Source organism: Pseudomonas sp. NFPP12 (assembly GCF_900103205.1).
Taxonomy (GTDB): domain Bacteria; phylum Pseudomonadota; class Gammaproteobacteria; order Pseudomonadales; family Pseudomonadaceae; genus Aquipseudomonas; species Aquipseudomonas protegens.
This window is the reverse complement of the sequence record NZ_FMWW01000002.1, coordinates 24068-47566: the sequence shown is the minus strand read 5'-3', so window position 1 is coordinate 47566 and position 23499 is coordinate 24068. Positions and strand designations below refer to the sequence as shown.

23 protein-coding genes and 1 pseudogene are annotated in these 23499 nt (G+C 65.7%); 11 read left to right on the top strand and 13 right to left on the bottom strand.

Translation table 11 applies throughout. The features are described 5' to 3' along the window. The first annotated feature begins 105 nt into the window (after nt 1–105). The 4 genes and pseudogenes from BLS75_RS07785 to BLS75_RS07770 all read left to right on the top strand — a co-directional run bounded on the left by BLS75_RS07785 (nt 106) and on the right by BLS75_RS07770 (nt 4317). A complete protein-coding gene (locus tag BLS75_RS07785) occupies nt 106–1143 on the top strand; it encodes a hypothetical protein (protein WP_072450593.1) in 1038 nt (345 codons plus the stop codon). 119 nt (nt 1144–1262) lie between these two features. Continuing rightward, nucleotides 1263–2312 (top strand): hypothetical protein, encoded by a 1050-nt coding sequence (locus BLS75_RS07780; RefSeq protein ID WP_083533693.1) that lies wholly within the window; start codon nt 1263–1265, stop codon nt 2310–2312. Between the two features lie 728 nt (nt 2313–3040). Then, a pseudogene (locus BLS75_RS07775) lies at nt 3041–3396 on the top strand (hypothetical protein). Nucleotides 3397–3504: 108 nt separating this feature from the next. Then, nucleotides 3505–4317 (top strand): alpha/beta fold hydrolase, encoded by an 813-nt coding sequence (locus tag BLS75_RS07770; RefSeq protein WP_072450591.1) that lies wholly within the window; start codon nt 3505–3507, stop codon nt 4315–4317. 212 nt (nt 4318–4529) lie between these two features. Here the strand turns inward: BLS75_RS07770 and dsbG are convergent, their stop codons facing one another. Genes dsbG through dsbD form a run of 3 tightly spaced genes read right to left on the bottom strand, consistent with a single transcriptional unit; the run spans nt 4530 to nt 7887 of the window. Next, the gene (gene dsbG / locus BLS75_RS07765) at nt 4530–5297 is read right to left on the bottom strand and encodes a thiol:disulfide interchange protein DsbG (protein ID WP_011062459.1); all 768 of its coding nucleotides are present in this window, start codon (nt 5295–5297) and stop codon (nt 4530–4532) included. Then, the gene (locus BLS75_RS07760) at nt 5273–6136 is read right to left on the bottom strand and encodes a TlpA disulfide reductase family protein (RefSeq protein ID WP_072450590.1); all 864 of its coding nucleotides are present in this window, start codon (nt 6134–6136) and stop codon (nt 5273–5275) included. The genes dsbG and BLS75_RS07760 overlap by 25 nt, the downstream gene beginning before the upstream one ends. Further along, complete coding sequence (gene dsbD, locus BLS75_RS07755) at nt 6136–7887, bottom strand: protein-disulfide reductase DsbD (RefSeq protein ID WP_072450589.1); 1752 nt, start codon at nt 7885–7887, stop codon at nt 6136–6138. Before dsbD ends, BLS75_RS07760 begins: the two co-directional genes overlap by 1 nt. 153 nt (nt 7888–8040) lie before the next feature. Between dsbD and BLS75_RS07750 the strand changes: the two genes are divergently transcribed. From BLS75_RS07750 to BLS75_RS07735, 4 genes are all read left to right on the top strand, one after another. After that, on the top strand, nt 8041–8718 hold the full coding sequence (locus tag BLS75_RS07750; RefSeq protein WP_011062456.1) for a response regulator: 678 nt from the start codon (nt 8041–8043) through the stop codon (nt 8716–8718). After that, complete coding sequence (locus BLS75_RS07745) at nt 8719–10044, top strand: ATP-binding protein (RefSeq protein ID WP_072450588.1); 1326 nt, start codon at nt 8719–8721, stop codon at nt 10042–10044. It abuts the gene before it with no gap. 235 nt (nt 10045–10279) lie between these two features. Then, nucleotides 10280–11692, top strand: a complete 1413-nt coding sequence (locus BLS75_RS07740; RefSeq protein WP_011062454.1) for an aspartate aminotransferase family protein — start codon at nt 10280–10282, stop codon at nt 11690–11692. 82 nt (nt 11693–11774) lie between these two features. After that, nucleotides 11775–11999: an MbtH family protein gene (locus BLS75_RS07735; protein WP_011062453.1), complete on the top strand. Its 225-nt coding sequence runs from the start codon at nt 11775–11777 to the stop codon at nt 11997–11999. Between the two features lie 289 nt (nt 12000–12288). Here the strand turns inward: BLS75_RS07735 and BLS75_RS07730 are convergent, their stop codons facing one another. The 10 genes from BLS75_RS07730 to BLS75_RS07685 all read right to left on the bottom strand — a co-directional run bounded on the left by BLS75_RS07730 (nt 12289) and on the right by BLS75_RS07685 (nt 20346). Beyond that, on the bottom strand, nt 12289–13116 hold the full coding sequence (locus BLS75_RS07730; protein WP_072450587.1) for a class I SAM-dependent methyltransferase: 828 nt from the start codon (nt 13114–13116) through the stop codon (nt 12289–12291). Nucleotides 13117–13327: 211 nt separating this feature from the next. Continuing rightward, nucleotides 13328–14311, bottom strand: a complete 984-nt coding sequence (locus BLS75_RS07725; protein ID WP_072450586.1) for a metal ABC transporter solute-binding protein, Zn/Mn family — start codon at nt 14309–14311, stop codon at nt 13328–13330. Further along, the gene (locus BLS75_RS07720) at nt 14312–15211 is read right to left on the bottom strand and encodes a metal ABC transporter permease (protein ID WP_047288112.1); all 900 of its coding nucleotides are present in this window, start codon (nt 15209–15211) and stop codon (nt 14312–14314) included. Further along, a complete protein-coding gene (locus tag BLS75_RS07715; RefSeq protein ID WP_015636481.1) occupies nt 15211–15954 on the bottom strand; it encodes a metal ABC transporter ATP-binding protein in 744 nt (247 codons plus the stop codon). Before BLS75_RS07715 ends, BLS75_RS07720 begins: the two co-directional genes overlap by 1 nt. Further along, the gene (locus BLS75_RS07710) at nt 15951–16880 is read right to left on the bottom strand and encodes a metal ABC transporter substrate-binding protein (RefSeq protein WP_072450585.1); all 930 of its coding nucleotides are present in this window, start codon (nt 16878–16880) and stop codon (nt 15951–15953) included. Before BLS75_RS07710 ends, BLS75_RS07715 begins: the two co-directional genes overlap by 4 nt. A 35-nt stretch (nt 16881–16915) precedes the next feature. Next, complete coding sequence (locus BLS75_RS07705; protein WP_015636479.1) at nt 16916–17488, bottom strand: DUF6162 family protein; 573 nt, start codon at nt 17486–17488, stop codon at nt 16916–16918. Beyond that, the gene (locus BLS75_RS07700) at nt 17485–17823 is read right to left on the bottom strand and encodes a hypothetical protein (protein ID WP_015636478.1); all 339 of its coding nucleotides are present in this window, start codon (nt 17821–17823) and stop codon (nt 17485–17487) included. The genes BLS75_RS07705 and BLS75_RS07700 overlap by 4 nt, the downstream gene beginning before the upstream one ends. After that, nucleotides 17820–18362: a hypothetical protein gene (locus tag BLS75_RS07695; RefSeq protein ID WP_011062445.1), complete on the bottom strand. Its 543-nt coding sequence runs from the start codon at nt 18360–18362 to the stop codon at nt 17820–17822. Before BLS75_RS07695 ends, BLS75_RS07700 begins: the two co-directional genes overlap by 4 nt. Beyond that, nucleotides 18359–19582 (bottom strand): PepSY-associated TM helix domain-containing protein, encoded by a 1224-nt coding sequence (locus BLS75_RS07690; RefSeq protein WP_053159635.1) that lies wholly within the window; start codon nt 19580–19582, stop codon nt 18359–18361. Before BLS75_RS07690 ends, BLS75_RS07695 begins: the two co-directional genes overlap by 4 nt. A 296-nt stretch (nt 19583–19878) precedes the next feature. Continuing rightward, on the bottom strand, nt 19879–20346 hold the full coding sequence (locus BLS75_RS07685; RefSeq protein ID WP_072450584.1) for a VOC family protein: 468 nt from the start codon (nt 20344–20346) through the stop codon (nt 19879–19881). 283 nt (nt 20347–20629) lie between these two features. Here BLS75_RS07685 and BLS75_RS07680 point away from each other — a divergent pair, with 283 nt between their 5' ends. From BLS75_RS07680 to BLS75_RS07670, 3 genes are all read left to right on the top strand, one after another. Continuing rightward, the gene (locus BLS75_RS07680) at nt 20630–21853 is read left to right on the top strand and encodes an SfnB family sulfur acquisition oxidoreductase (protein ID WP_015636476.1); all 1224 of its coding nucleotides are present in this window, start codon (nt 20630–20632) and stop codon (nt 21851–21853) included. A gap of 3 nt (nt 21854–21856) precedes the next feature. Beyond that, a complete protein-coding gene (locus tag BLS75_RS07675) occupies nt 21857–22522 on the top strand; it encodes a methionine ABC transporter permease (RefSeq protein ID WP_011062441.1) in 666 nt (221 codons plus the stop codon). Between the two features lie 82 nt (nt 22523–22604). Next, a complete protein-coding gene (locus BLS75_RS07670) occupies nt 22605–23375 on the top strand; it encodes a MetQ/NlpA family ABC transporter substrate-binding protein (RefSeq protein ID WP_011062440.1) in 771 nt (256 codons plus the stop codon). Nucleotides 23376–23499 lie beyond the last annotated feature (124 nt).

The following is a 23499-nucleotide window of genomic DNA, read 5'->3' as shown; positions in this document are numbered from 1 at the left end:
AAGCCGGCTTCTACGGGCGAAGAGGCCCGCAGGTCCTCTGCTATGATCGCGCCCGGCCCAGGTCCAAGCACCTGCGCCGGGCGTTTTCATTCAAGGACCGGAACCATGGCAGAACAGCTTTACTGGCGCGACATCGAAGATTCCCTGGGCAATTGGAGTGGCCTCGGTGTCGAGGTCGAACCGGGCTCCACGGACAGACCGCCGTTGTACCTGCGCACCGGCGCCAATGCCCGGATCAAGCTGATGCACCACGACACGCCTTTGTTCTGGGCCACCCTGGCCCGGGACCACGGCGGCGTCTGGTTGGTGCGCAACCCGCTGGCGGACGGCGCCGAATGCCGGCTGCTGGCACCCATTGACTCACCCACCGTGGAGCAGCACGCCGCCCTGGCGCCCGAGCTGCGGATCAAGGCCTGGAGCCGCTATTTCGTCAGCCGTCTCAGTGAAAGCGCCCGGCACTTCCTCACCCCCGGTTTCTGGCTGGCCCAGGGCCTGCTGCCGGAGCCCTCCAGCACCGCGAGCGGCCTGGACCACTGGCGCTTCACCTCGGTGATCGACCCTTTGACCCATGTGCCCAACTGGCACCTGTACGGCGAGGATTTTCTCGACAACCTGCAACCCCAGACCCTGGAGTGGATCGACTGGTGGCATGGCGGCGGCAAGCTCATCGGCCTGCACCGTGTCGACCCCGAGGCCGGGCGCCTGAAGTGGTGGCGCAAGAAGGCCCGCGAAGGCAACCTGCCGCCGATCCTGTTGTGGTACGTCGGCGGGTTGGCGTCCTACGTGGTGATCGATGGCCATTACCGTTTGCAGGCGGCCATCGCGGAAAACCTCGCGCCATCATTCGTCGTCCTCAGCGCCACCCGCGAGCGCGGCTTCGCACCGAGCCTGGAGCATCAGCAACGAGTCATGGATTCACTGCGCAAGCGCGGCGACGCGGTGCCGCGCAACCCGGCCCTGAGCACCGAGAACCTCAACCGGGTGCTGATCCAGGCGTTCGATGACCGGCCGCAGTACCGCAGCGCTACCCCGGCCTGGGCCGGCAATGAGCCGGAGTCGCAGTGGTGCGACGAGGTGCGTCAGTGCCTGGGCGGGCAAGGGTTGGCAGACGAAGTAGACGCGGTCATTGGCCGCCATGGGTAAGGCGCTGGCCGCCTTCGCTGGCAAGCCAGCTCCTACAGGCGAATGCGCCCTCCAGCCCTCTGCTATAGTCGCGCCTGCCCGCCACAGGGCCGGTCATTGATCAAGGATTAGGGACAATCGTGGAACAGATTTTCTGGCGTGATATCGAGGATTTGGCCGGCCACTGGAACGGCCTCGGCGTGGACGTCAAACGCCCGGCCAGCGGCAAGCCCAACCTGTGCCTGCTCAGTGGCAACAACAGCCGTATGCAGTTGGTGCTCGGCGACCAGACCCTGCTCTGGGGCACCATGTCCCGCTGCCTGTATGGCGTATGGCTGGTGCGCAATCACCTGCCGGAGCAACTGCCGCAAACCCTGGTGGGCCCCATCGACTCGCCTCAGGTGGAACAACAGGCGCGCCTCGACCCGGCGTTGCGCCTCAAGGCCTGGAGTCGCTTCTTCGTCGAGCAATTGATGCAGCACCAGCCGGACTTCTTTTACCCCGGCTACTGGCTGGTGCGGGCCCTGCGCCCGGCATCGCAGAAACCGATGCGGCCGCTGCTGGAGGGCACCGAAGCCTGGTACTTCAAGGGCGGTGAAGATGCCCTGAGCCATATGCCGCAGTGGGCGATCTATGGTCGCAACATCCTCGACAACCAACAGGCCGGTACGGCGCGCTGGGTCGGGTTGGGAGAGTACGGTGGCGCAGTAGTCGGCCTGCATGCCGTGGACCCGCATTCCGGGCGCTTGAAGTGGTGGCGCAAAAAGGCCCGCGAAGGCAGCTTGCCGCCGATCCTGCTGTGGTACGTCACCGGTCTGAGCTGCTATCTGATTCTCGATGGCCATTACCGCCTGCAGGCGGCCATCGATGAAAACCTGCCGCCGGAGTTTCTGGTGCTCAGCTCGCCGCGGCTCTACCGCTATCGCCCCAACCCGCAAGAGCAGCAGAAGGTGCTGGGGGCGCTGCAAGTGCAAATCCAGCGCAAAAAACTGGACACCGGGCGCTTCAACCAGTTGCTGATCAGCACCTTCGACGACCGGCCGTATCACGGCTTCGGCAGCCAGTCCTGGGCGGGGATTGCCTCGGAGCAGGCGTGGATCGACCAGGTCAGCGGCATTCTCAAGGAGCGCGGTGACCTGAGCGACCTGGAGGAAATCCTCGAACGCGAAGCGCCGGAAGAATACCGTTGAGTCATGCTTGCGGCTGATGCCAATCGGTTTTTTGTAGCCGCTGCCGCAGGCTGCGTACGGCTGCGCAGCAGACGCGGCGATTTCAAGGCCGCCAGCGGTCTTTGACGGGAGATCGCCAAGCAAGGTCCTGCGGACCTTTTCGCAGCCTCGCCAAGGCTCGACAGCGGCTACAGCAACCCCTGGCAACCCTGTAGCCGCTGCCGCAGGCTGCGTACGGCTGCGCAGCAGACGCGGCGATCTCAAGGCCGCCTCAGGTCTTTGACGGGAGATCGCCAAGCAAGGTCCTGCGGACCTTTTCGCAGCTTCGCCAAGGCTCAGCAGCGGCTACAGGTCCGCAGGGCCATAGGTCCACAGGCCTATGCCGATTGGGGCAAGGTGGTTTCGGAAACGAGCTGGAAGGTCGCTGGAATGGTGTTTAGTCGCTTTCTTTTGTAAGGCATTTCCGAGAAACTGCGGGCCGCTTGAATGCGCCTGGTGGGCGGGCTAGGGTGCTGGAGCCATCGCCCAATCGATGGCTCGGATGTGCAAGTCCGACTGTTACCAGACGCATAAGCGCTCAGTCATGCCTGAGCGATTTCATGTTCGCCGTGTTATGGCGGCCGTGCGCGGGAGATCTTCGGATCTGCCGGGGTTCTGGTAACTCGGTCTTGCACACCCGCGTACGGCTGCCACCTTATTCGTGTGCAAGCGAACGGTGTCGGCTCCTTGTCATTACCAGGAGTTTGACCATGAAAAAGCTCGTCCCCGATCCACCCACGTCCTATCGCGATCCCGCCCTCAAGGCCGCCAACGCCACCCTGCGCGTGGCCCTGGCCCGGCAACCGCTGGACCCCGCGCTGTTCCAGCTCACGACCCAAGCCAAACCCGTTTCCCCGACTCGCTGTTCAGCGTGCGCGAAGGCGTTAGCGCCGAAGAGGCCCTGGTGCATGTGGCGCTGCTGCTCAAATGCGCCGAAGAGGTCTGCGATGAAATCACCCAGCAGGGCAGCGGCCTGGAGCGCGGGCTGATCTGGTCCATGGTGCATTCCGTGGAAATGGCCAGGGCCGTGGTCGAAGCCTTGCTCGACGGTCAGCGCGGGCGTTGAATCCGGGCATCTCCTGATACGTTTTGTCGGACGGGTTCGATTGACTGGGCTTTTTTCACGGCACAGTCTGTCGGACCTTTTTCGTCATTTCCTTGCAGGAGCTAGCCCATGCCGTTCGCCACCATCGATGGACAACCGTTGCACTACCTCGACCAGGGCCAGGGGCCGGTGGTGTTCCTGGCCGGCAGTTATTTGTGGGACACCGGCATGTGGGCGCCGCAGATCGATGCGCTGTCGGCGCAGTATCGGGTGATCGCGGTGGACCTGTGGGGCCATGGCCAGTCCGGGGCGCTGCCTGAGGGCACGGCGTCGCTGGATGATGTGGCGCGGCAGATGCTGGCCTTGCTCGACCATTTGCAGATCGAGCGCGTAACCCTGGTGGGCTTGTCGGTGGGGGGCATGTGGGGCGCGCGCCTGGCCCTGGCGGCGCCGCAGCGTATCGACGGCCTGGTGCTGATGGACACTTACCTGGGCGCCGAGCCTGCACCGACCCGGCAGTATTACTTTTCCCTGTTCCAGCAGATCGAGGACAGCGGCCTGATCGCCGAGCCGCTGCTGGACATCGTGGTGCCGATCTTCTTCCGTCCGGGGATCGATCGGCAGTCGGCGCTGTTCCAGGATTTTCGTGCCAGCCTCGCGGCACTGCCGGCCGAGCGCCTGCGCCAGAGCGTAATTCCCATGGGGCGCATCACTTTCAGCCGGGCGGATGTGCTGGATCAGCTGCAGCACCTGGATGGGCCGAACACCTTGTTGCTGTGTGGCGACCAGGACCAGCCGCGGCCACCTGCGGAAACCCTCGAGATGGCCGAACGCATTGGCTGCCCTTACCAGTGGGTTCCTGACGCGGGGCATATTTCCAGCCGGGAAAACCCGGAATTCGTGACCCGGGCCTTGTTGGCGTTTTTACAGCGCGACGGCTGAAGCCTGATTCTTCCGTTGTAGGAGCTGGCTTGCCAACGAAGAGGCCCGCAAGCCAGGTGCCCGCCTGACGGGCGCTTTCGCCGGCAAGCCGGCTCCTACGGGTGGGATACGCGTTGTAGGAGCTGGCTTGCCAGCGAAGAGGCCCGCAAGCCGGGCGCTAGCCTGACGGACGCCGTCGCCGGCAAGCCGGCTCCTATGGGGAAGGGGCGGGGTTATTTGGGGCCGAGGATCTGCGTCAGCTTGCCCGGGGCCGGGGCGCCTTGCTGCTGTTGCAACTCGCCCTTGTCGTCGAGGTAGAAGATCGCCGGGGTCGCCGACAGCTCCAGCTCTTCCATCAGTTTCATGTTGGCGTCGAGTTTGGCCTGCACCGCTGCGGGAATGCTGGCCAGGGGTTTCAGGGCGCTGCCCTTGCCGGCCTTTTCGTGATCCTGCAGGGCCTGCTGCGGGTCCTTGGCGGCCAGCAGGGCGGCGGATTTGCCCGGGCTGTCTTCGCGGATGATGCCCACCATGATATGCCGCAACTGCACTTTGCCGGCCTTGACCCAGGGCCGCGCCTGTTCCCAGAACATGTTGCAGTAGGGGCAGTTGGGGTCGCTGAACAGGTAGACGATGCGTGGTGCATCGGCCTTGCCGTCGGCGATCCAGTTGCTCTTTTCCAGGTTGCCCCAGACTTCCTTGGCCATGGGCGCGTAGACCAGTTTCTGCAACGGTTCGGCGCTCAGGTCCTTGCCGTCGGCATCGTAGAGGTTGCCCAGCAGCACGTGCTTGCCGTCAGGGGTGAGGTACAGGGTCATGCCGCGGTTCTGGTACTGCGCGGCGTAGCCCTTGAGGCCGTCCGGGGCGTCGAAGCTGCCGATGATCTTGGCGCCTTTTTCTTCGATCTTGCGAATGGGCGCAGGCAGTTCCTCGGCCTGTAGCAGCGGAGCGTTGAGCAACGCCGCGCCCAAAGACAGGCTCAGCAAGTGGCGGATGAAGGGCATGGCAGTTTCCTTGAAGGGGCGACCGAGGTCGGGTGGGCGTCGTCGAAGTTTTCCAGGGCCCGGGCCAGGCTGGCTTCCGAGAGTTCCCCCAGGTGGCTGCCCAGCAGGCGGCCATCGGCGCTATAGAACAGCGTAGTCGGCAGGGCCATGGAGCCCACGGCCTTGCCCAGGCGGCCACTGCCGTCGAACAGCACGTTGTCCAGGTTCAGGTCCTGGGTGGCCAGGAAGGTGCTGACGCTTTGCATGCTTTCGGCCTGGTTGACGAACAGGAAGGTCAGGTCCGGGCGTTGCTGCTGGGCTCTCTCCAGCACCGGCATCTCCCGCCGGCACGGGGGGCACCAGGTGGCCCAGAGGTTGATCACCAGCGGGCCACCCTGGTAGTCGGTGAGTTGCACGGTTTCGCCGGCGGCATTGCGCAGGGCCACTTCCGGCAGGCGCGTGCCCTGGTCGTAGAGGGTCAGGGCCAGGGTGGCCAGCAGCCAGAAGGCCAGGCCGCTGGCCACCCCGGCACCCAATGGGCGGCGCAGCGCCGGGCGTTTCCAGCCCCAGGCCAGGGCCGCCAGGAGCATGACGATCACCCCCGGCCAGGCCAGGAAGCCGCCGTCGCGCAGGTCGATGATCATCCACAGGTCGTGCTGGTAGTGCTTCCAGTAAGCGAGCACGAAACTGACCCGGGCGGCGAGCATGCCCAAAAGGAACAGGCTGAACAGCACGGACTCGGGGTTGTCACCGCCGCGCTTGGCCACGCGCCAGCCCACCAGGGTGGCCAGGGCCAGGGCACTGATCAGCAGCAGGTGGTTGAGGGCGATGGCAAAGGTGCCGATGGTAAAGGTCAGCATCAACGGGCTTCCCGGGTCTGGGTCCAGCGTTGCAGGAAGGCGTTGGCATCCACTTCGCCGGTGATGCGCTGGCTGCGGCGTTCACTGCCGTCCGGGCCGATCCACAGCATGCTCGGTGGCCCCGGCACCTTGTAGCGGCTCAGGAGTTCGCGGCCGTCGGCGTTGTCCAGGGTCACGTCCAGGCGCAGCAGGCGCACATCCTTCAGGGCCTCCAGCACCTGAGGCTGGCCGAACACGGTTTTCTCCATGATCTTGCAGGACACGCACCAGTCGGCGTAGTAGTCCAGCAGCACCCACTGGCCCTGGGCCCGGGCGCTGTCCAGGGCGCCTTGCAGCTCGGCGGGGGACTTCACCGTGGTGAAGGCATCATGGGCCGTGACGCTATTGGCCACAGGGCCACCGCTGTAGACCTTAAGCGGCCGCCACAGGTCGTCGCCGCCACCGGCGGCACCCACCAGCAGCATGCCGCCCCAGGCCGCGAACAGCAGCGCGCCGGCACCGAACAGGTGCAGCAAGCGGCCGGCAATCGCCCGTTGCTGCCAGGCGCAGTAGGCCACCACCAGGGCCAGGGCGCCCCACAGCCCCATCCACAGGCCGGGGTTCAGTACCGGGCGCAGCATGTAGATGGCGGTGCCCAGGAACAGGATGCCGAATACACCCTTGAGCAGGTTCATCCACGGGCCGGGCTTGGGCAGGAAGCGGTTGCCCAGGGTCACCAGCAGCAACAGCGGCAGGCCGATGCCAAGGCCCAGGGCGAACAGGGCCAGGCCGCCAAACAGCGCGTTGCCGGTCTGGGCGATGTACAGCAGGCCGCCGGCCAGTGGCGCGGTCATGCACGGGCCCACCAACAGGGCCGACAGCGCGCCGAGAATGCCGCAGCCAATCAGGCTGCCGCCCTGGCGCTGGCGGCTGGCGCCTTCCAGGCGGTCGCGCAGCAGGGCCGGCATCTGCAGCTCGAAGAAGCCGAACATCGGCAGCGACAGCAGCACGAACAGCGCGGCGAAGCTGCCCAGGACCCAGGGTTGTTGCAGCCAGGCTTGCAGGTTGCTGCCCAAAAGGGCGGCGATTACCCCCATGCCGGCATACACCAGGGCCATGCACAGCACATAGCTTGAGGCCAGGGCCAGGCCCCGGCGCGGGCTGGCGCCGCTGCCCACCACCATGCCGGCCAGAATCGGCAGCATCGGCAGCGAACAGGGGGCGAAGGCCAGCAGCAGGCCGAAACCGAAGAAGGCCAGCAGGCCCAGGCCCCAGGATTTGTGTTGCAGGTCATTGGCCAGCAACTGGTCCTGGGCCGAGCCATTGCTGGTGGGCGCGACGTTGCTGGCGGCCACTGCCGGCGCACCGCCCAGGTCCACTTCCAGGGTTTGCGGCGGGTAGCACAGGCCGGCGTCGGCGCAGCCTTGCCAGCCCAGCTTGACCTTGCCGCTGGCGGCGGCCGGCAGCTTCACTTCCAGGCCCTGGCGATACACCGTCTGCTGGCCGAAGAATTCGTCGCTGTGGTCTTCACCGGCCGGCAGGGTGGGTTGCAGCTCTGGCGCCACGCCGTCGAATTTCAGGCGCTTCTGATACAGGTAGTAGCCGTCGGCGATCTGCCAGAACAGCTGGGTTTCCCCTGAAGGCAGGCGCTCGGAGGTGAAGACGAAGGCCTTGCCCACCGGCAGGAAGTCGGGCTTGACCTCGAACGGGTTGTTGCCGGCGTGCGCCAGTGTGGTGAAGAGCATGAACAACAGGAGAAACAATCGACGCATGGCCAAGCCTTAAACCGGTGCAAGTTGCGAGCACAATGGCCGGTCCTGATTAACCGATGATTAACCATACTTGGCTTGTGGCCAGGAAACGGCGGGCATAATGTCCGCTTAATCCGCAGCCCGCTTAATCAACGCCTTTGTACAGGACCGACCATGCACGTACTTGTCTGTGAAGATGATGAGCTGATTGCCAGCGGGATAGTCGCCGGCCTCACGGCCCAGGGCCTGACGGTCGAGCATGTGGCCACCGCTTCGGCAGCGCGGGCCATGCTCGGCGTGGCCGATTTCGACGTGATGGTACTGGATCTTGGCCTGCCGGATGAAGACGGTTTGAAGCTGCTCAAGCAGCAGCGCCAGCAGGGCCTGGAGATTCCGGTGCTGATCCTCACCGCCCGCGACTCGGTGACCGACCGGGTCGATGGCTTGCAGGCCGGTGCCGACGATTACCTGCTCAAGCCCTTCGACCTGCGGGAACTGGCGGCGCGCCTGCACACCCTGTTGCGCCGGGTGGCGGGGCGCAGCGTCAACCTGATCGAGCACGGGCGCTTGACCTATGACCCGAGCACCCGGGAAACCCTGCTCGGCGGCCAACCGGTGGACCTCTCGCGGCGCGAGCAATCCCTGCTCCAGGCGCTGCTGCACAACCGTGGCAGGGTGCTGTCCAGCGAGCAACTCAAGGACAGCGTCTACGGTTTCAACGATGAGCTGGAGAGCAACGCGCTGAATGTGCATATCCACCACCTGCGGCGCAAACTCGGCAACGGCATCGTCGAAACCGTGCGCGGCCTCGGCTATCGCCTGGGCCCGGCCGACGGTGAGGAGAACCGCTAAGTGAGAAGCCTGCGCCTGCGCCTGAGCATGACCCTGGGCGCTGCCTTCATCCTGATCTGGGCCCTGGCCGCGGCCTGGATGCTCAGTGACCTGCGCAACCAGATGATGTTTTCCCTGGACCAGCGCCTGGTCGCCTCGGCGCGCATGGTCGCCGGGCTGCTGGAGCAGATGCCGGCGCTGCCGTCCCATGGCCCGAGCAACCAGATCAACAGCGCGGCCCTGACCATCCCCGGCGGCATGGCCTGCCAGGTCAGTTCCCTGCGCGGGCAGATCCTGGCCCGCAGCCACAGCACTCCGGAGCACCCGCTGGAAGCCGAGAAGCTGGGCTTTCACGACCAGATGATCGACGGCGCGCCCTGGCGCACCTTCACCCTGGTGCGCGGCGACATGCGCATCACCACCGCGGATCGCCAGGTCGAGCGCGAAGCCCTGAACATGTCGGTGCTGCTGGCGGCTTCGGTGCCGGTGGGCGTGGCCCTGCTCGGCTGCCTGTGGCTGCTGTGGCTGGGCATCGGCCAGAGCCTGGCCCCGCTGAACCGGATTCGCGACGCGCTGATGCGCCGCAGCGCCGACTCCCTGGAACCGTTGCAGATCCAGCCCATGCCCAGCGAGCTGCGGCCGCTGCTGGAAACCCAGAACCAGCTGTTCCAGCGCATTGCCAAGACCATCGAGCGCGAACGCCGCCTGACCGGTGACGCCGCCCACGAATTGCGCAGCCCGCTGACCGCGATCAAGACCCACCTGCAAGTGGCGCGCATGACCGAAGGTGCGGCCCGGGATCAGTCCCTGGCCCGGGCCGAGGAGGGCGCCGACCGCATGCACCGCACCCTGGAGCAGTTGCTGTTGCTGGCCCGGGTCGAGGGCAGCCTGTCGTTCGACGACGGCGTGCACTGTACTGCCGAACAGGTGGCGCGCCTGGCGATCCAGGACGCCGCCGTGGGCGCTCGGGCCCGGGTCAAGCTGCATATGCAAGGCAAGGCCGGCGAGGCTGCGGTGGAAATGCCCTCGACCCTGGCCATCGCTGCCTTGCGCAACTTGCTGGACAACGCACTGCGCCACACCCCTGAAGAATGCCCGGTGGAGCTGAATCTGGAGACAGTCGGCGCCCGGGTGCGTTTCCAGGTCCGCGACCATGGTTCGGGCATTCCCGCGCAAGACTTGCAGCACCTGACCCAGCGCTTCTGGCGCGACAGCCAGAGCAGTGGCTGTGGCCTGGGCCTGGCGATTGTCCAGGCCATCGTCCAGCGTTGTGGTTGCGAGCTGAATTTCGACAGCCGCCCCGATGGCCTGCGAGTCGAGCTGACCCTGCCTGCCCACCGCGCCTGACCCATCACCTTCCCCTGTAGGAGCCGGCTTGCCAGCGAAGGGGCCCTTGAGACCGCCTTCGCCAGCAAGCTGGCTCCTACGGGGCGGCATGTGCAATTTCCTCGCCCCGGGGTGTAAATCCCCACCGCGCTGAAGCGTTTTTAGAACAGGAAAACCTGTCAGTGCGCGCCCGCGCTTGGGCTGCGCATCCGGCCGGTGGCCGTTTTGCTCAAATTGCAGCGTGAGGGTTCGAGACATGTCAGCCGTTACCAGCCTGATGGAAGATTCGCCGGTGGGCCTTGGCGCCGCCCCGCAAGAGACGCTTTACCAGTTCGACGAGTCGCCCCTGCTGGCCCGCCAGAGCCGCCAGGAATCCAATGCCCGCAGCTATCCACGGCGCATTCCCCTGGCCCTTAAGCGGGCCAGCGGCATTCACGTCGAAGACGTCGAGGGTCGGCGTTTCATCGATTGCCTGGCCGGTGCCGGGACTTTGGCCCTGGGCCACAACCACCCGGTGGTGATCGCCGCGATCCAGCAGGTGCTGGCCGATGAATTGCCGCTGTTGACCCTGGACCTGACCACCCCGGTCAAGGATCAGTTCGTCCAGGACCTGTTCGGCCTGTTGCCCGAGGCCCTGGCTGGCGAGGCCAGGATCCAGTTCTGCGGCCCCACCGGCACCGATGCCGTGGAAGCCGCGCTGAAGCTTACGCGCACCGCTACCGGGCGCAGCACCGTGCTGTCGTTCCAGGGCGGTTACCACGGCATGAGCCAGGGTGCGCTGAGCCTGATGGGCAGCCTGGGGCCCAAGCGCGCCCTGGCCGGGCTGCTGAACAACGGCGTGCAGTTCCTGCCGTTCCCCTATGACTACCGCTGCCCGTTCGGGCTGGGGGGCGCCGAAGGGGTCAAGGTCAACCTGCATTACCTGGAAAACCTGCTCACCGATCCGGAAGCCGGGGTGGCCCTGCCAGCGGCAGTGATTGTCGAGGCGGTGCAGGGCGAGGGCGGGGTGATCCCGGCCGACCTGGAATGGCTGCAAGGCGTGCGCCGCATCACCGAGAAGGCCGGGGTGGCATTGATCGTCGATGAAATCCAGAGCGGCTTCGGTCGCACCGGCAAGATGTTCGCCTTTGAGCACGCGGGGATCATTCCCGATGTGGTGGTGATGTCCAAGGCCATCGGCGGCAGCCTGCCGCTGGCGGTGATGGTCTATCGCGACTGGCTCGACACCTGGCAGCCGGGTGCCCACGCCGGCACCTTCCGCGGCAATCAGATGGCCATGGCCACCGGTTCCGCGGTGATGCGCTACCTCAAGGAACACCGGGTGCCCGAGCACGCGGCGGCCATGGGCGAGCGCTTGCGCGAGCACCTGCTGATCCTGCAGCGCGACTTCCCGCAACTGGGGGATATCCGTGGTCGTGGCCTGATGCTCGGGGTGGAACTGGTGGACCCGGCCGGCGTGCCGGATGCCCAGGGCCATCCACCCCAGCATGCGCGCCTGGCACCGCTGGTGCAGCGCGAATGCCTCAAGCGCGGGCTGATCCTGGAGCTGGGCGGGCGCCACGGCGCCGTGGTGCGTTTCCTGCCGCCGCTGGTAATCACCGCAGCGCAGATCGACCAGGTGGCCCAGATCTTCAGTAAAGCCGTAGCGGCGGCAGTGGCCAGCCTCTAATTTTTTGCCCCGCCGTTTCGTTCCTTCTACACAACCGCCGTGCGCTGAGCGCGGCGAACCTTATCAGTGATGGAGACAAGCAATGACTTCAGTATTCGACCGTGAGGACATCCTGTTCCAGGTGGTGGTCAACCATGAAGAGCAATACTCGATCTGGCCCGACTACAAGGCCGTGCCCCAGGGCTGGCGCACTGTGGGCAAGAGCGGTTTCAAGAAGGACTGCCTGGCCTACATCGAAGAAGTCTGGACCGACATGCGTCCCCTGAGCCTGCGCCAGAAGATGGACCAGCAGGCCGTAGCCGGCTGACCTGTAGCCGCTGCCGAGCCTGCGAGGCTGCGCAAAGGGCCGCAGGACCTTCAGCGATCTCACGAGCAGCGCCTCCTGCGGAGCCGTTCGCAGCCTGCGGCAGCGGCTACAAAGATCCCGGATCAAGATTGTTCTGTAGCCGCTGCTGAGCCGTGGCGAGGCTGCGAAAAGGGCCGCAGGACCTTCAGCGATCTCACGAGCAGCGCCTCCTACGGAGCTGTGCGCAGCCTGCGGCAGCGGCTACAGAGGCGCTGCCTTCTTGAGCTTGGCGGTTTTTCATGCCGGGCGATCAGCCCCCGCGCTTGACGGCCTGCAAGGTGTAGCTCAGTGGCAGGCGCCATGGCGCTTCCTTGAGTCGCCATTCGCCGCGTTCATCCACCACCATCTGCCCGGGCAGGGCTTCCCAGGGGATGCTCTGGTGCTCCACCAGTCCCGTGATGTCCAGGCCCTGGGCCAGCAAGGCGCTGATGATCTCTCCCAGGCCGTGGTTCCATTCGTGGGTCATGGTGGCCTTGAGGGGGCTGTCGGTTTCCACGTAGGTGTTTTCGTCGTCCCAGACCAGAGGCTCGCGGGTTTCGAAGTAGGGCAGTTCCACCCGCAATGAGTCGTGGTGATCTTCGTTGATGGCCCAGAGCATCGGGTGGCCTTCGCGGATGAACAGCCGGCCACCGGGCTTGAGCAGGGCGCCGACGGTCTGCGCCCAGCGCTCGATGCTCGGCAGCCAGCACAGGGCGCCGATGCCGGTGTAGACCAGATCGAAGTTGCCTTGGGGCAGTACCTCGGCGGCCAGGAACACGTCGGACTCGTGGTAGTCGATAGGCGTATTGCAGCGTCGGGCCAGGGTCCGGGCTTCAGCCAGGGACGCCGGGGAAAAATCCACGCCGCTCATCTGCGCACCGAGGCGGGCCAGGGACAGGGTGTCGGTGCCGATATGGCATTGCAGATGCACCCCGCGCAGGCCTCGGATATCCCCCAGCAAGGGCCGGTCGAACTGCACCACGTCGGACAGATAGCCGGTTTCGTCGACAAAACGCTGCACCGCGTAGTCCGCCGAGGCGGCATGCAGGGGCGCGCGTTCGTCCCAGTTGGTCTTGTTGAGTTTTACGTAGTCGCTCATGGCGCGGGCTTCTTCTCTGGGCTTTTGGCGAAGCGCAGACTAGCACCGGAAAATGCGCGCGATCTTGAGGGAATATGTAAGCGGCCCCGGCCCCCTGACCCCGACTGTAGCCGCTGCCGAGCCATGGCGAAGCTGCGCCAAGGTCCGCAGGACCTTCAGCGATCTCAAGAGCAGCGTCTCCTGCACAGCCGTTCGCAGCCTGCGGCAGCGGCTACAGGCTCAGGGCCTGGGTGACTTTCTGTAGGTTGCCTTCCAGTTCGGCGAGCGGGTCGGCGCTGTCGGTTTCCAGCACCAGTAGCTGGCTGCCGCCGGCGCTGATGGCGGCTTTCAGTGCATCGGACGGCTGGCGGTGGTGCAGGACCAGGGCCACATCGTTGTCCTTGAGCCGGGCTTGCAGCTTTTTCAGGGCCTCGGGGGTCCATTCGTTGTCGGCCCGGGCGTCCACTTCCAGCAGTTCCAGGTTCAGGCCACTGACCAGGTACCCGAAGTGCTCGGAGAGGCTCAGCACGCTGAGGTTGTCGGCCTCGGCCAGGCGCGCTTCGCTGTCGGCGCTGAGTTTCAGCAGGCGCTGTTTGAGGCCTGCCAGGTTGCTTTCGATCTGCGGTTTGGCTTCGGGCGCCAGCCGCGCGAAGTCCGCCGCCAGCACGTCGGCCATGCGCCCCAGGTTGTTGCTGGACAGCCAGGGCTGGGCGTTGAGCCCGTCGCTCTTGCCCGGTTGCAGGGCCACCCCGGGCAGGGCGCCGTCCACCGGGCGTGCAGCGTCGATCTCGACGATGCGGATGTTGCTGCGCCGGGCGTTGGGGTACAGCGGGTCGTCCGGCCAGATCGAGCGCAGGCCGATCACTGCGTCGGCATTGAGTGCCAGCTTGGCCAGGGCCGGAGCGCCACGCCCGGTGAAATAGGCAGTCTGCCGCGAGCCCGGCAGGTTGGCCGGGGCGGCCCGTTCCAGCTTGATGTCGGTACCCTGCAGCAGGATCTGCCCCAGGCCGAAAGTCACCGGCAGGGAAGCCAGCACCGTCGGTGATTTGCTTGAGGTGGCGCTGTGCAGCGCGGTGTTGCCCATGCCGTGGCTGGCGACCACGCGCATCGGTTCGAAGTGGTCGCGCTCGGCCAGGGCCGGAGTAACGATCAGGCCGCCGAGGGCCAGGGCCAGGGTCAGGCGACGCAGTGACAGGTGAGGCAATGAACTGTGCATTTATCCGATATTCCCTTTCAGGCTGGGGACAGTGCCGCGAGCGATGGCGGCCAGGGCGAAGGCGACACCGGCCACCAGGATGATCGCGGCGCCGGAGGGCACCGGCAGGTCGAAGACGATCGGCAGCAGGATGCCGCACAGGGTGCTGACGGTGGCGATGCTCACCGAGATCCAGAAGAAGCCCTTGAGCGACTGGCTCAGCAGGCGTGCCGCGGCGGCCGGAATCACCAGCAGGGCGCCTACCAGGATGGCGCCGATGACTTTGACCGCGGCCACGGTGATCAGGGTCACCAGGATCACGAACAGGTAGTCCAGGGCCTTCACCGCTACGCCGCGTACCGCCGCCAGCTGCGGGTTGAAGCTGGCCAGCATGATGCGGTTGTACAACGGCAGGCTCAGGCCCAGCACCAGGGCGCCGACGATCAGCAGCACCAAGAGGTCGCTGCCGTTGACCGTGAGCACCGAGCCGAACAGCACGTTTTCCAGGATGTGCACGTTGATCTTGCCGGCGAGGATCAGCAGCAGGCTGGCGCCCAGGGCCAGGGACACCGAGAGGAACACGCCGATCAGGGTGTCCGGGGCCAGGCCGGTGCGGTTGCGCAGGTAGTTGAGCAGGATGCCGAACAGCAGGCAGTAGCCGAACAGGCTGCCGTAGGGGCCGGTGTAGGGTTCGCCCAGGAGGATGCCGATGGCCACCCCGGTCAGCGCCGCGTGGCCCACGGCTTCGGAGAAGAAGGCGAAGCGTTTGACCACCACCAGGGTACCCAGGCCGCCCAGCACCGGGCCGATCAGCAGCCCGGCCAGCAGGGCGTTGACCACGAACCCGTAGGCCAGGGCTTCGGGCAGGTAGCCGGCCGAAGCCCAGCCCTGGACCATCAGGCGAAAAGCTTCATAGGTCATCAGGCGGCGCTCCCGGCGGCTCGTGGATGGGTGGAGAACAGGCTGAGCAGGCGCTCCGGGGTCAGGGTCTGCTGCGCCGGGCCGTCGAACAGCACCCGACGGTTGAGGCCGGTGACCCGGTCCGCCAGGCGGCCCACGGCCTCCAGGTCGTGCTCGATCCACAACAGGGTGATGCCGCTCTGGCGCCAGTCGTGGAGCAGTCGTTCGAAGACCTGGATGCCGGCCTCGTCCAGGGCCGACATCGGCTCATCCAGTACCAGCAGTTGCGGTGCCGGGATCAGGCCCTGGGCCAGCAGTACCCGCTGGCGTTCACCGCCGGACAGGGCGCCCATGCGCCGCTTGCGCTTGTCCTGCATGCCGACTCGTTCCAGGGCCTCGCCAATGGCCTGGGCGTAGTGCCGGCTGAGGCCGAGAAAGGCCGGGCGGCGCTGGCACATGGCGGCCATGAAGTCGTCCACGGTCATGGGCAGGCCGCGGTCGAACTCCAGGGCCTGGGGCACGTAGCCGATGGTGCCGGGGGCATCCGGCCACTGCAGGCGCAACTGGCCCTGGTGCGGCATCTGCCCCAGCAGGGTCTTGATCAGCGAACTCTTGCCGCCGCCGTTGGGGCCCACCAGGGCGTGCACGCTGCCGGGCTGCACCTGGAAGGCGACGCGATCGAGGATGGTGGTGCGGCCCAGGGTCAGGCTGACCTGGTCGAACTCGATGGCCGGGCCCCGCAGCAGGGTCTCGATGGCGGTCATGCCCCGGCCTCCTGGATGGCCCGGACCACGGTGTCGAGGTTGCCCTTCATTTCCTTCTCGTACTTGTCGGCGCTGTAGTCGCCGTAGGAAATGTGCGACAGCGGGTAGAGCTTGACCCCGGATTCACGCTGGATGGTGTCGACGTAGGTGGAGGGGAAGTCCATCTCCGAGAAGATCACCTTGACGTCCAGCTCGCGCAGTTGGTCGATGGTCTTCTTCAACTGGCTGGGGCTGGGTTCGATGCCGTGGGCCGGCTCCACCACCGCGGTGACTTGCAGGCCGAACTCGCGCAGCAGGTAGTCGTAGGCAGCATGCACCGTGGCCACCCGCAGGTCGGCATTGGGCGCCTGGGTCAGCTTGGCCAGGGCGTCGGCGCGCATCTGCCGCAGGCGCTTGCCGTAGGCGCGGGCGTTATGGGTGTAGGTCTTGGCGTTGGCCGGGTCCATCTTGCCCAGCTCCCGGGCGATGTTGTTGACCTGGGCGATGGAGGCGCTGATGGAGAGGAAGGTGTGCGGGTTGACCACTTTGCCGGCGCCTCGCGCGGCCACCCCGGTGGCGGCCAGCAGCGGCACGTTTTCGTTGGCTTCGATCACCGGGATGTCCGGGCGCTCGCTGGCGGCGATCATGCGGTCGGCGAAGTCATCGTGGCCCACGCCGTTGAGCACTATCACGTCCAGGGTGCCGATGCGCTTGATGTCCTCGGCCCGGGGTTCGTAGGCGTGGGGGTTGAAGCCGGCGGGAATCAGCGGCACCACCTCGGCCTTGTCGCCGACAATATTGGCCACGTAGCTGTAGTAGGGGTGCAGGGTGATACCGATGCGCAGGCGCTTGGCCGGGTCGGCGCTGGCCAGGGGGCTGAGCACCAGGGCCAGCAGGCTGACCAGCAGCACCTGCAGAAAGGGGCGGCGTTGAGATGAAATAGGCATGGGCAAGCGGTCTTCTCTCGGGTGAATGCGAATGATCAGTGGCGATGCTGGCGGGTCACTCCGGCATCGAATTGCGCCACCACCTGTTGCCAGCCGGCGGCGGCCAGTGGTTCGTCGCCCAGGTCAGCGGGCAGGGCGGCGGAAGGGGCGCGGTTGAGCCAGATATCCACCTGGGTGTCATCTTCGGCGTCGATGCGCATCAGAAAGGAGCCGGCCACTTGCGGGTTCTGGCTCAGACCCAGGTAGGCCTGGTTCTGCACTGTCCAGATATGGCCACCGCGGCTCACCGAGCTGGCGTCCTGGGCGAAGGGTGCGAAGCCTTCGCCGGCCAGTTCCTCGGGGGTCGGCAGGTCCTGGCTTTCGGCGCGCAGCAGGTGGATTTCGTCGAGGGTCACCCGTAGGTCGGCATAGATGCCTTGCTCGCCGGCGCTGAGGTCGCGGCGCGCGTCCAACTGGTGGCTGGCGACACTGCCGGTCGCGGTTTCTTCGCCGCGCCACAGCACCACGGTGGCAGCCACACTCAGAATCAGTGCACACAGCAACAGCACATAGAGGGTTTCATGGCCGGCGCCGGCGGGGCGCACGACCTGGGTGGTGGCAGGAGTCATGGGGCCTCGATATCCGCTTGGTCGATCTCGACCACGTGGCCGGGGCCCGCATCGAAGAGTACGTAGAACTCGCTGGAAGGTTTCTTGAAGGTCAGGGTCGAGTCGGCCCCCAGCTTGCCCGGCACCAGGATGGTTTCGTCGTAGCCGATCACGTCCAGGGTCACCCCCGGGGCGCCGCTGCCATCGGAAAAACCACCGGTGCAGCGGATCTGCTCGGCGTCTATGGCCTTGCACTCGCACATCGGGTTGTGGGCCAGGGCGCTGTGGCTGAAGGCGCCGCCTAGCAACAACAGGGCCAGGGCGCCAAGGCGTCGAGGGGATACTGCGCAACTCATCGTTTGCCTCCTTGTTTTTCGAGCCAGGCCACGGTGGCGGGTGACGCCTGGCTCAGGGGAATGGATGCCTGGTGCATGCTGCCGTCCCAGCCTTCCATGGTGATCCACAGCTCGGAATCGGCCTTGGTCTTTTCCGGGATGGGCAGGCTGGCGCCCATGCGGTACGGGCTGCCGAAGAAGATCACCCCGGCGGCCCGCAGGCTGCGGGGCTTGCCGATGCGCAGGTAGGTGGCCTTGACCGGCTCGATGCAGGCCTGGCACAGGGCGGCGTTGAAGCTTTTCAGGTAACCGGCGGGGCCATCGCTGCGTGGCGCTTCGTTGCGCATTTCCGCCAGGCGCAGGCTCCAGGGGCCGACTTGGATCTCGCCGATCTCCCGTTCACCCAGGCCGCTTTCGCCGCGAAACAGGGCAACGTCGGCGAAGTATTTGGGCATGAAGCCCAGGGGAATCAGCAATAGCAGGATGTTCAGGTGAAAGCGCCACTTGTGCCAGAGCCGGCTCAGGTTCGAAGGCGCGGCGGCGGTGCTGGTCTGGCTCACAGGGTGCTCTCCGAGGTTTCGGCGCTCATGGCCGGGGCGGGTGCCTGGGCGGGTTTGCTGGCGGGGCGCGCCCGGGCGGCCTTTTCTTCGCGCTTGAGGGCGTTGGCGGTGGCCAGGGCGGTGCGCTTGGTCCAGATCAGCAGGCCGCTGAGGACCATCATGCTCAGCACCAGGCCGAAGAAGAACCAGATCAGCTTGATCCAGAGGCCGCCGAAATCACCGGTGTGCAACGGGCGCATGGATTCGGTGACGAACTCCAGGGTGTTGCGGTCTGCCAGCAGGTGCGAGGTGTCCAGGGAGCCGGTATAGGGGTTGATGTTGGCGGTCTGGTACATCAGCGGATACCAGCCGCGGCCGCCGACATACAGGTGGCTGTAGGCGTTGCTCGGCAGGCTGACGAAGCTGATGTCGAAGCCGGGGATTTTCTGTGTGGCAATGCCGATGGCCTGGTCCAGGCCGATCATCGGCGCCGGGCTGCCATCGCCCGTGGTCGGCACTTGTTCACGGGCGATCACCGGGACCACGGGTTCGCTGGAGATACTGATGTGGTTGTCCGAAAGAATCGCTTCGATCATGAACCAGGTGCCGGTGATGGAGATCACCGCGATGAACCAGATTGACCAGATACCGCTCAGGCGATGGAAATCACCCCAGAAGATCCGTGCGCCATGGCGCAGGCGCAGGGTCGGCTTGAGAAAGCCTTTCCAGAACTTCTTGTAGACCACCAGCCCGGTGATCAGCGACACCAGCATGGGCAGGCCCAGCAAGGACACCAGGTACCAGCCCCAGCTGTAGCCGTTGGTGAAGGGCACCAGCCACCAGCCGTGCAGGGCGCGGGTGAAGCCCTGGAAATCGAACTGCGGGCTGGTGCCCTGGATCACCCCGGTGTAGGGGTTGACGTAGAGCGTCGGCGAGCGGCCGTCCGGGTAGCTGACACTGACACTCAGGGCGAAGTGGCTTTCATCCGGGGTGACGATGGTGTCCACCCGGGTCTGGGGTTCGGCGCGCTTGATGGCCTGGACGATCTGGTCGTAATTCAGCGGTTGTGCGTCATCGCTGGGCTTGCTGGCGCGCACGTCGGGGTTGGCCAGCCACACGATCTCCTGGCTGACCACCGCCAGGGTGCCGGTGACGCAGACAATCAGCACAAAGAACCAGATGGGCAGGGCCAGCCAGCTGTGCACCAGAAACCAGATTTTTGAACGGGACTTCTTCGACATTGAATGGGCGTCTTGATTCGAGGAATGGAGCGGCACTGGAACCCGGGACCGGGCCCGGGACAAAAAGCGCCGGGCATAGCCTGGGCCAACGCGGCCTGCTGCATCTAATTAAGACGAATGAGAATCGTAAATCCCGAAAGGCGATATGAAAGTAAATGTTACGAAGCTGCGAAACCCTCGTGAAAGCCGCTGCTTGACTGGTTTGGCCAATGCCCATGGCCCCGTAGGAGCGGGCTCGCCCGCGAACGGGTCCGCGAGACGCCTTCGCCGGCAAGCCGGCTCCTACAGGGGCAGGCTCAGCCGGCCTGTTGCTGGAACATTTCCCGGGCCCTTCGGCCGATTTCCTCGGCGCTCAGTTCCTCCTTGCGGCTGGCGAGGAACCACACATGCCCGAAAGGGTCGCGCAGGCTGCCGCTGCGATCGCCGTAGAACTGGTCCTTGACCGCCGACACTTCGGTGCCGCCCGCGGCGATCGCCTGGGCAAAGCGGTTGTCGACATCTTCCACATACAGGTGCAGCCCGACCGATGTCTTGTGGGCTTCCGGGCTGCCCATCGGGGTTTGTTCGCAAGGGCTGCCGAGCATGATGGCCGAACCGCCGATGCGCAGTTCGGCATGGCCGACCCTGCCGTCGGGCATGTCCAGGCGCATGATCTGCACCGCGTCGAAGGCCTTCTTGTAGAACTCGATGGCCTCGGCGGCGCGCTGGATGCCCAGGTAGGGGGTGACGCCGCTGAAACCTTCGGGAATGGGATTGACGCTCATCAGGGTTTCTCCTTGATCTTGTTGTTGGGGGCGACGCTGACGCCGCGTGGAGCAGGCTTCACTCTATACCCGGGCCCTTGCCTGCCTGGCACGGGCCGACGAGGTGTCGTCCAGGCAACACTGGCCTACTGTTGGCCCATCAACAGCGTTCCAGCAATCTGCCCGGTAGAGGGCCTGATGCAGGGGCGAAATACCCACCCAAGTCCTTGAATTCATTGGGGCAGGCTTTAGGCACAGAAGCTGCAATGAGCGGCAGTCACCTTCATTCGCCCGAGAGCGCCGTATGCCTGCATTGCCTGAATCTGCCGTTTATCCCCTGCACACTCCCGCTGCCCATGTGATCCGCGATGGCGCCGAAGCCCTGGCCGTGGCCCGGCAAGTGGCCGCGATCCTGCTGGAGCAGGACGCCGAGCGCGACCGTACCCGGGAAGTACCGGCGCAGGTGGTCGACCTGTACTCCAACAGTGGCTTGTGGGGCATCAGTGTGCCTCGCGAATTCGGCGGCGCCCAGGTGTCCTATGCGGTGCTGGCCGAGGTCATCGCGATCATTTCCGCTGCCGACCCGTCCCTGGGGCAGATCCCGCAGAACCACTACTGCCTGCTGGAAGACATCCGCCTGCAGGGCACGCCGGAGCAACAGGCGCACTTTTTCGCCCTGGCCCTGCAAGGCCATCGCTTTGCCAATGCGTTGTCGGAAACCGGCGGCAAGAACGTCCAGGACATCCAGGCCACTATCCGCCGCTCGGGTGACGGTTATGTGATCAATGGCCGCAAGGGCTACTGCACCGGTTCGCTGTATGCCCATTGGCTGGCAGTGCTGGCCCTGGACGAGCAGGGCAGGGGCCAGCTGGCCTTCGTGCCCCGGGGCAGCGAGGGGCTGGCGGTGATCGACGACTGGGACAGCATCGGCCAGCGCACCACGTCCAGTGGCACCGTACTGGCCCAGGACCTCAAGGTGCCGGCCTTCAACCTGTTTCCCACCTACCGTTCCTACGAAAGCCCGACCCTGGCCGGGCCCTTCGCCCAGCTGACCACGGCCGCCATCGACGCCGGGATTGCCCGGGCGGCGCTGCGCGACACCATCGCCTTCGTGCGTGAGCATGCCCGGCCGTGGATCGATGCAGGGGTGGAGAAGGCCAGTGAAGACCCGCTGACCATCATCCAGGTGGGGGCCCTGGACATTCGCCTGGAAGCCGCCGAGGCCCTGCTGGAACGGGCCGGCCTGGCCCTGGACGCGGCCCGCCCGGCACCCGATGAAGACAATGTGGCCCGGGCCTCCCTGGCGGTGGCCAAGGCCAAGGTGCTGACCACCGAAATCGCCATCGAGGCCAGCAACAAACTGTTCGAACTGGGGGGCACCCGTTCCACCCTCAAGCGCCACAACTTCGACCGCCACTGGCGCAACGCCCGGGTGCATACCCTGCACGACCCGGTGCGCTGGAAATACCACGTGGTGGGCAACTGGCTGCTCAACGACATCAAGCCACCGCGCCATGACTGGTCCTGAACCATGGCCGAACTGTTCAAGAACATTTACTGGGCCGATATCGCCCAGGCCTGCGTCGATACCCTGAGCATGCTCGGCGCGGCCCTGGGTTTTACCGTGCTGCTGGGGCTGCCCCTGGGCGTGCTGCTGTTTCTCACCGGCAAGCGCCAGTTGCATGAAGCGGTGGGCCTGTATCGGGTGCTGTCGGTGCTGGTCAACATGCTGCGCTCCTTGCCCTTCATCATCTTGCTGATCGTGCTGATTCCCCTGACCACCTTGCTGGTGGGCACCTCGCTTGGCGTGCCGGGCACTATCCCGCCGCTGGTGGTGGGCTGCACGCCGTTCTTTGCCCGGCTGGTGGAAACCGCCCTGCGGGAAGTGGACCGCGGGGTGGTGGAAGCGACCCAGGCCATGGGCGGCAGCACCTGGCAGATCATTCGCCACACCTTGCTGCCCGAAGCCCGGGGCGGTCTGCTGGCGGCGGTCACGGTGACCGCCATCGTGCTGGTGGACTACACCGCCATGGCCGGGGTGATCGGTGGCGGCGGCCTGGGCGACCTGGCCATCCGCTACGGCTACCAGCGTTTCCAGACCGATGTGATGGTGGTCACCGTGGTCCTGCTGCTGGTGCTGGTGCAGGCCCTGCAGATGACCGGTGACCGCCTGGTGGCGCACTACAGCCGCCGTTGAAGCGATTTCTTCGAACCCAACCCGAAACACGGCCCCACGTGCGCCCCACGACGGCTGCCTGCCTCTGCCTTAGGAGCAACCCATGAAGAAGACCCTGGCCGTATTGGCCGCCGTACTGTCCCTGAGCGTCAACGCCAACGAAAAGCTGCTGGTGGGCGCGACCCCGGTGCCCCACGCCGAGATCCTCGAATTCGTCAAACCGCAACTGGCCAAGGAAGGCGTGGACCTGCAGATCAAGGTGTTCACCGACTTCATCCAGCCCAACCAGCAGCTGGCGCTGAAGAACCTCGACGCCAACTACTACCAGTACCGGCCGTTCCTCGATGACTTCAACAAGACCCGGCACACCGACCTGGTGCCCGTGGTGGGGGTGCACATCGAACCGTTCGGCGCCTATTCCACCAGGATCAAGAGCATCGCCGAGCTCAAGGACGGGGCCAGCGTTTCGATTCCCAACGACCCGGTGAACACCGGCCGGGCCCTGGTGCTGCTGGATGAAGCGGGGCTGATCAAGCTCAAGGACCCGAGCAACACCCTGGCCACCCAGCGCGACATTGTCGAGAACCCCAAGCACCTGAAGATCCGTGAACTGGAAGGCGCCTTGCTGGCCCGCTCGGTAAGCCAGGTGGACTTGGCGTTTGTCTTCGCCAACTACGCCCTGGAAGCCGGGATCGATACCAACAGCGCCTTGATCGTGGAGAAGGGCAAGGACCTGTACATCGAATTTCTGGTGGCGCGCCCGGACAACATCAACGACCCGCGGATCCAGAAACTGGCCAAGGCGCTGAACTCCGATGCCGTGCGCCAGTTCATCCTGACCCGCTACAAAGGCCAGATCGCCCCCGGCTTCTGAGCATCTGCCCCCTTGTAGGAGCTGGCTTGCCAGCGAACGGGCCCGCGAGATCGCCTTCGCCGGCAAGCCGGCTCCTACGGGGAGGCGGATTGTAGGAGCTGGCTTGCCAGCGAAGAGGCCCGCG

Coding starts and splice junctions, on each gene's coding strand:
- BLS75_RS07785 (WP_072450593.1), top strand. CDS start 106: ATGGCAGAACAGCTTTACTGGCGCGACATCGAAGATTCCCTGGGCAAT.
- BLS75_RS07670 (WP_011062440.1), top strand. CDS start 22,605: ATGAAGAAGACCCTGGCCGTATTGGCCGCCGTACTGTCCCTGAGCGTC.
- BLS75_RS07675 (WP_011062441.1), top strand. CDS start 21,857: ATGGCCGAACTGTTCAAGAACATTTACTGGGCCGATATCGCCCAGGCC.
- BLS75_RS07750 (WP_011062456.1), top strand. CDS start 8,041: ATGCACGTACTTGTCTGTGAAGATGATGAGCTGATTGCCAGCGGGATA.
- BLS75_RS07700 (WP_015636478.1), bottom strand. CDS start 17,823: ATGAGTTGCGCAGTATCCCCTCGACGCCTTGGCGCCCTGGCCCTGTTG.
- dsbD (WP_072450589.1), bottom strand. CDS start 7,887: ATGCGTCGATTGTTTCTCCTGTTGTTCATGCTCTTCACCACACTGGCG.
- BLS75_RS07685 (WP_072450584.1), bottom strand. CDS start 20,346: ATGAGCGTCAATCCCATTCCCGAAGGTTTCAGCGGCGTCACCCCCTAC.
- BLS75_RS07735 (WP_011062453.1), top strand. CDS start 11,775: ATGACTTCAGTATTCGACCGTGAGGACATCCTGTTCCAGGTGGTGGTC.
- BLS75_RS07740 (WP_011062454.1), top strand. CDS start 10,280: ATGTCAGCCGTTACCAGCCTGATGGAAGATTCGCCGGTGGGCCTTGGC.
- BLS75_RS07715 (WP_015636481.1), bottom strand. CDS start 15,954: ATGACCGCCATCGAGACCCTGCTGCGGGGCCCGGCCATCGAGTTCGAC.
- BLS75_RS07710 (WP_072450585.1), bottom strand. CDS start 16,880: ATGCCTATTTCATCTCAACGCCGCCCCTTTCTGCAGGTGCTGCTGGTC.
- BLS75_RS07725 (WP_072450586.1), bottom strand. CDS start 14,311: ATGCACAGTTCATTGCCTCACCTGTCACTGCGTCGCCTGACCCTGGCC.
- BLS75_RS07690 (WP_053159635.1), bottom strand. CDS start 19,582: ATGTCGAAGAAGTCCCGTTCAAAAATCTGGTTTCTGGTGCACAGCTGG.
- BLS75_RS07680 (WP_015636476.1), top strand. CDS start 20,630: ATGCCTGCATTGCCTGAATCTGCCGTTTATCCCCTGCACACTCCCGCT.
- BLS75_RS07705 (WP_015636479.1), bottom strand. CDS start 17,488: ATGACTCCTGCCACCACCCAGGTCGTGCGCCCCGCCGGCGCCGGCCAT.
- BLS75_RS07730 (WP_072450587.1), bottom strand. CDS start 13,116: ATGAGCGACTACGTAAAACTCAACAAGACCAACTGGGACGAACGCGCG.
- dsbG (WP_011062459.1), bottom strand. CDS start 5,297: ATGCCCTTCATCCGCCACTTGCTGAGCCTGTCTTTGGGCGCGGCGTTG.
- BLS75_RS07760 (WP_072450590.1), bottom strand. CDS start 6,136: ATGCTGACCTTTACCATCGGCACCTTTGCCATCGCCCTCAACCACCTG.
- BLS75_RS07770 (WP_072450591.1), top strand. CDS start 3,505: ATGCCGTTCGCCACCATCGATGGACAACCGTTGCACTACCTCGACCAG.
- BLS75_RS07720 (WP_047288112.1), bottom strand. CDS start 15,211: ATGACCTATGAAGCTTTTCGCCTGATGGTCCAGGGCTGGGCTTCGGCC.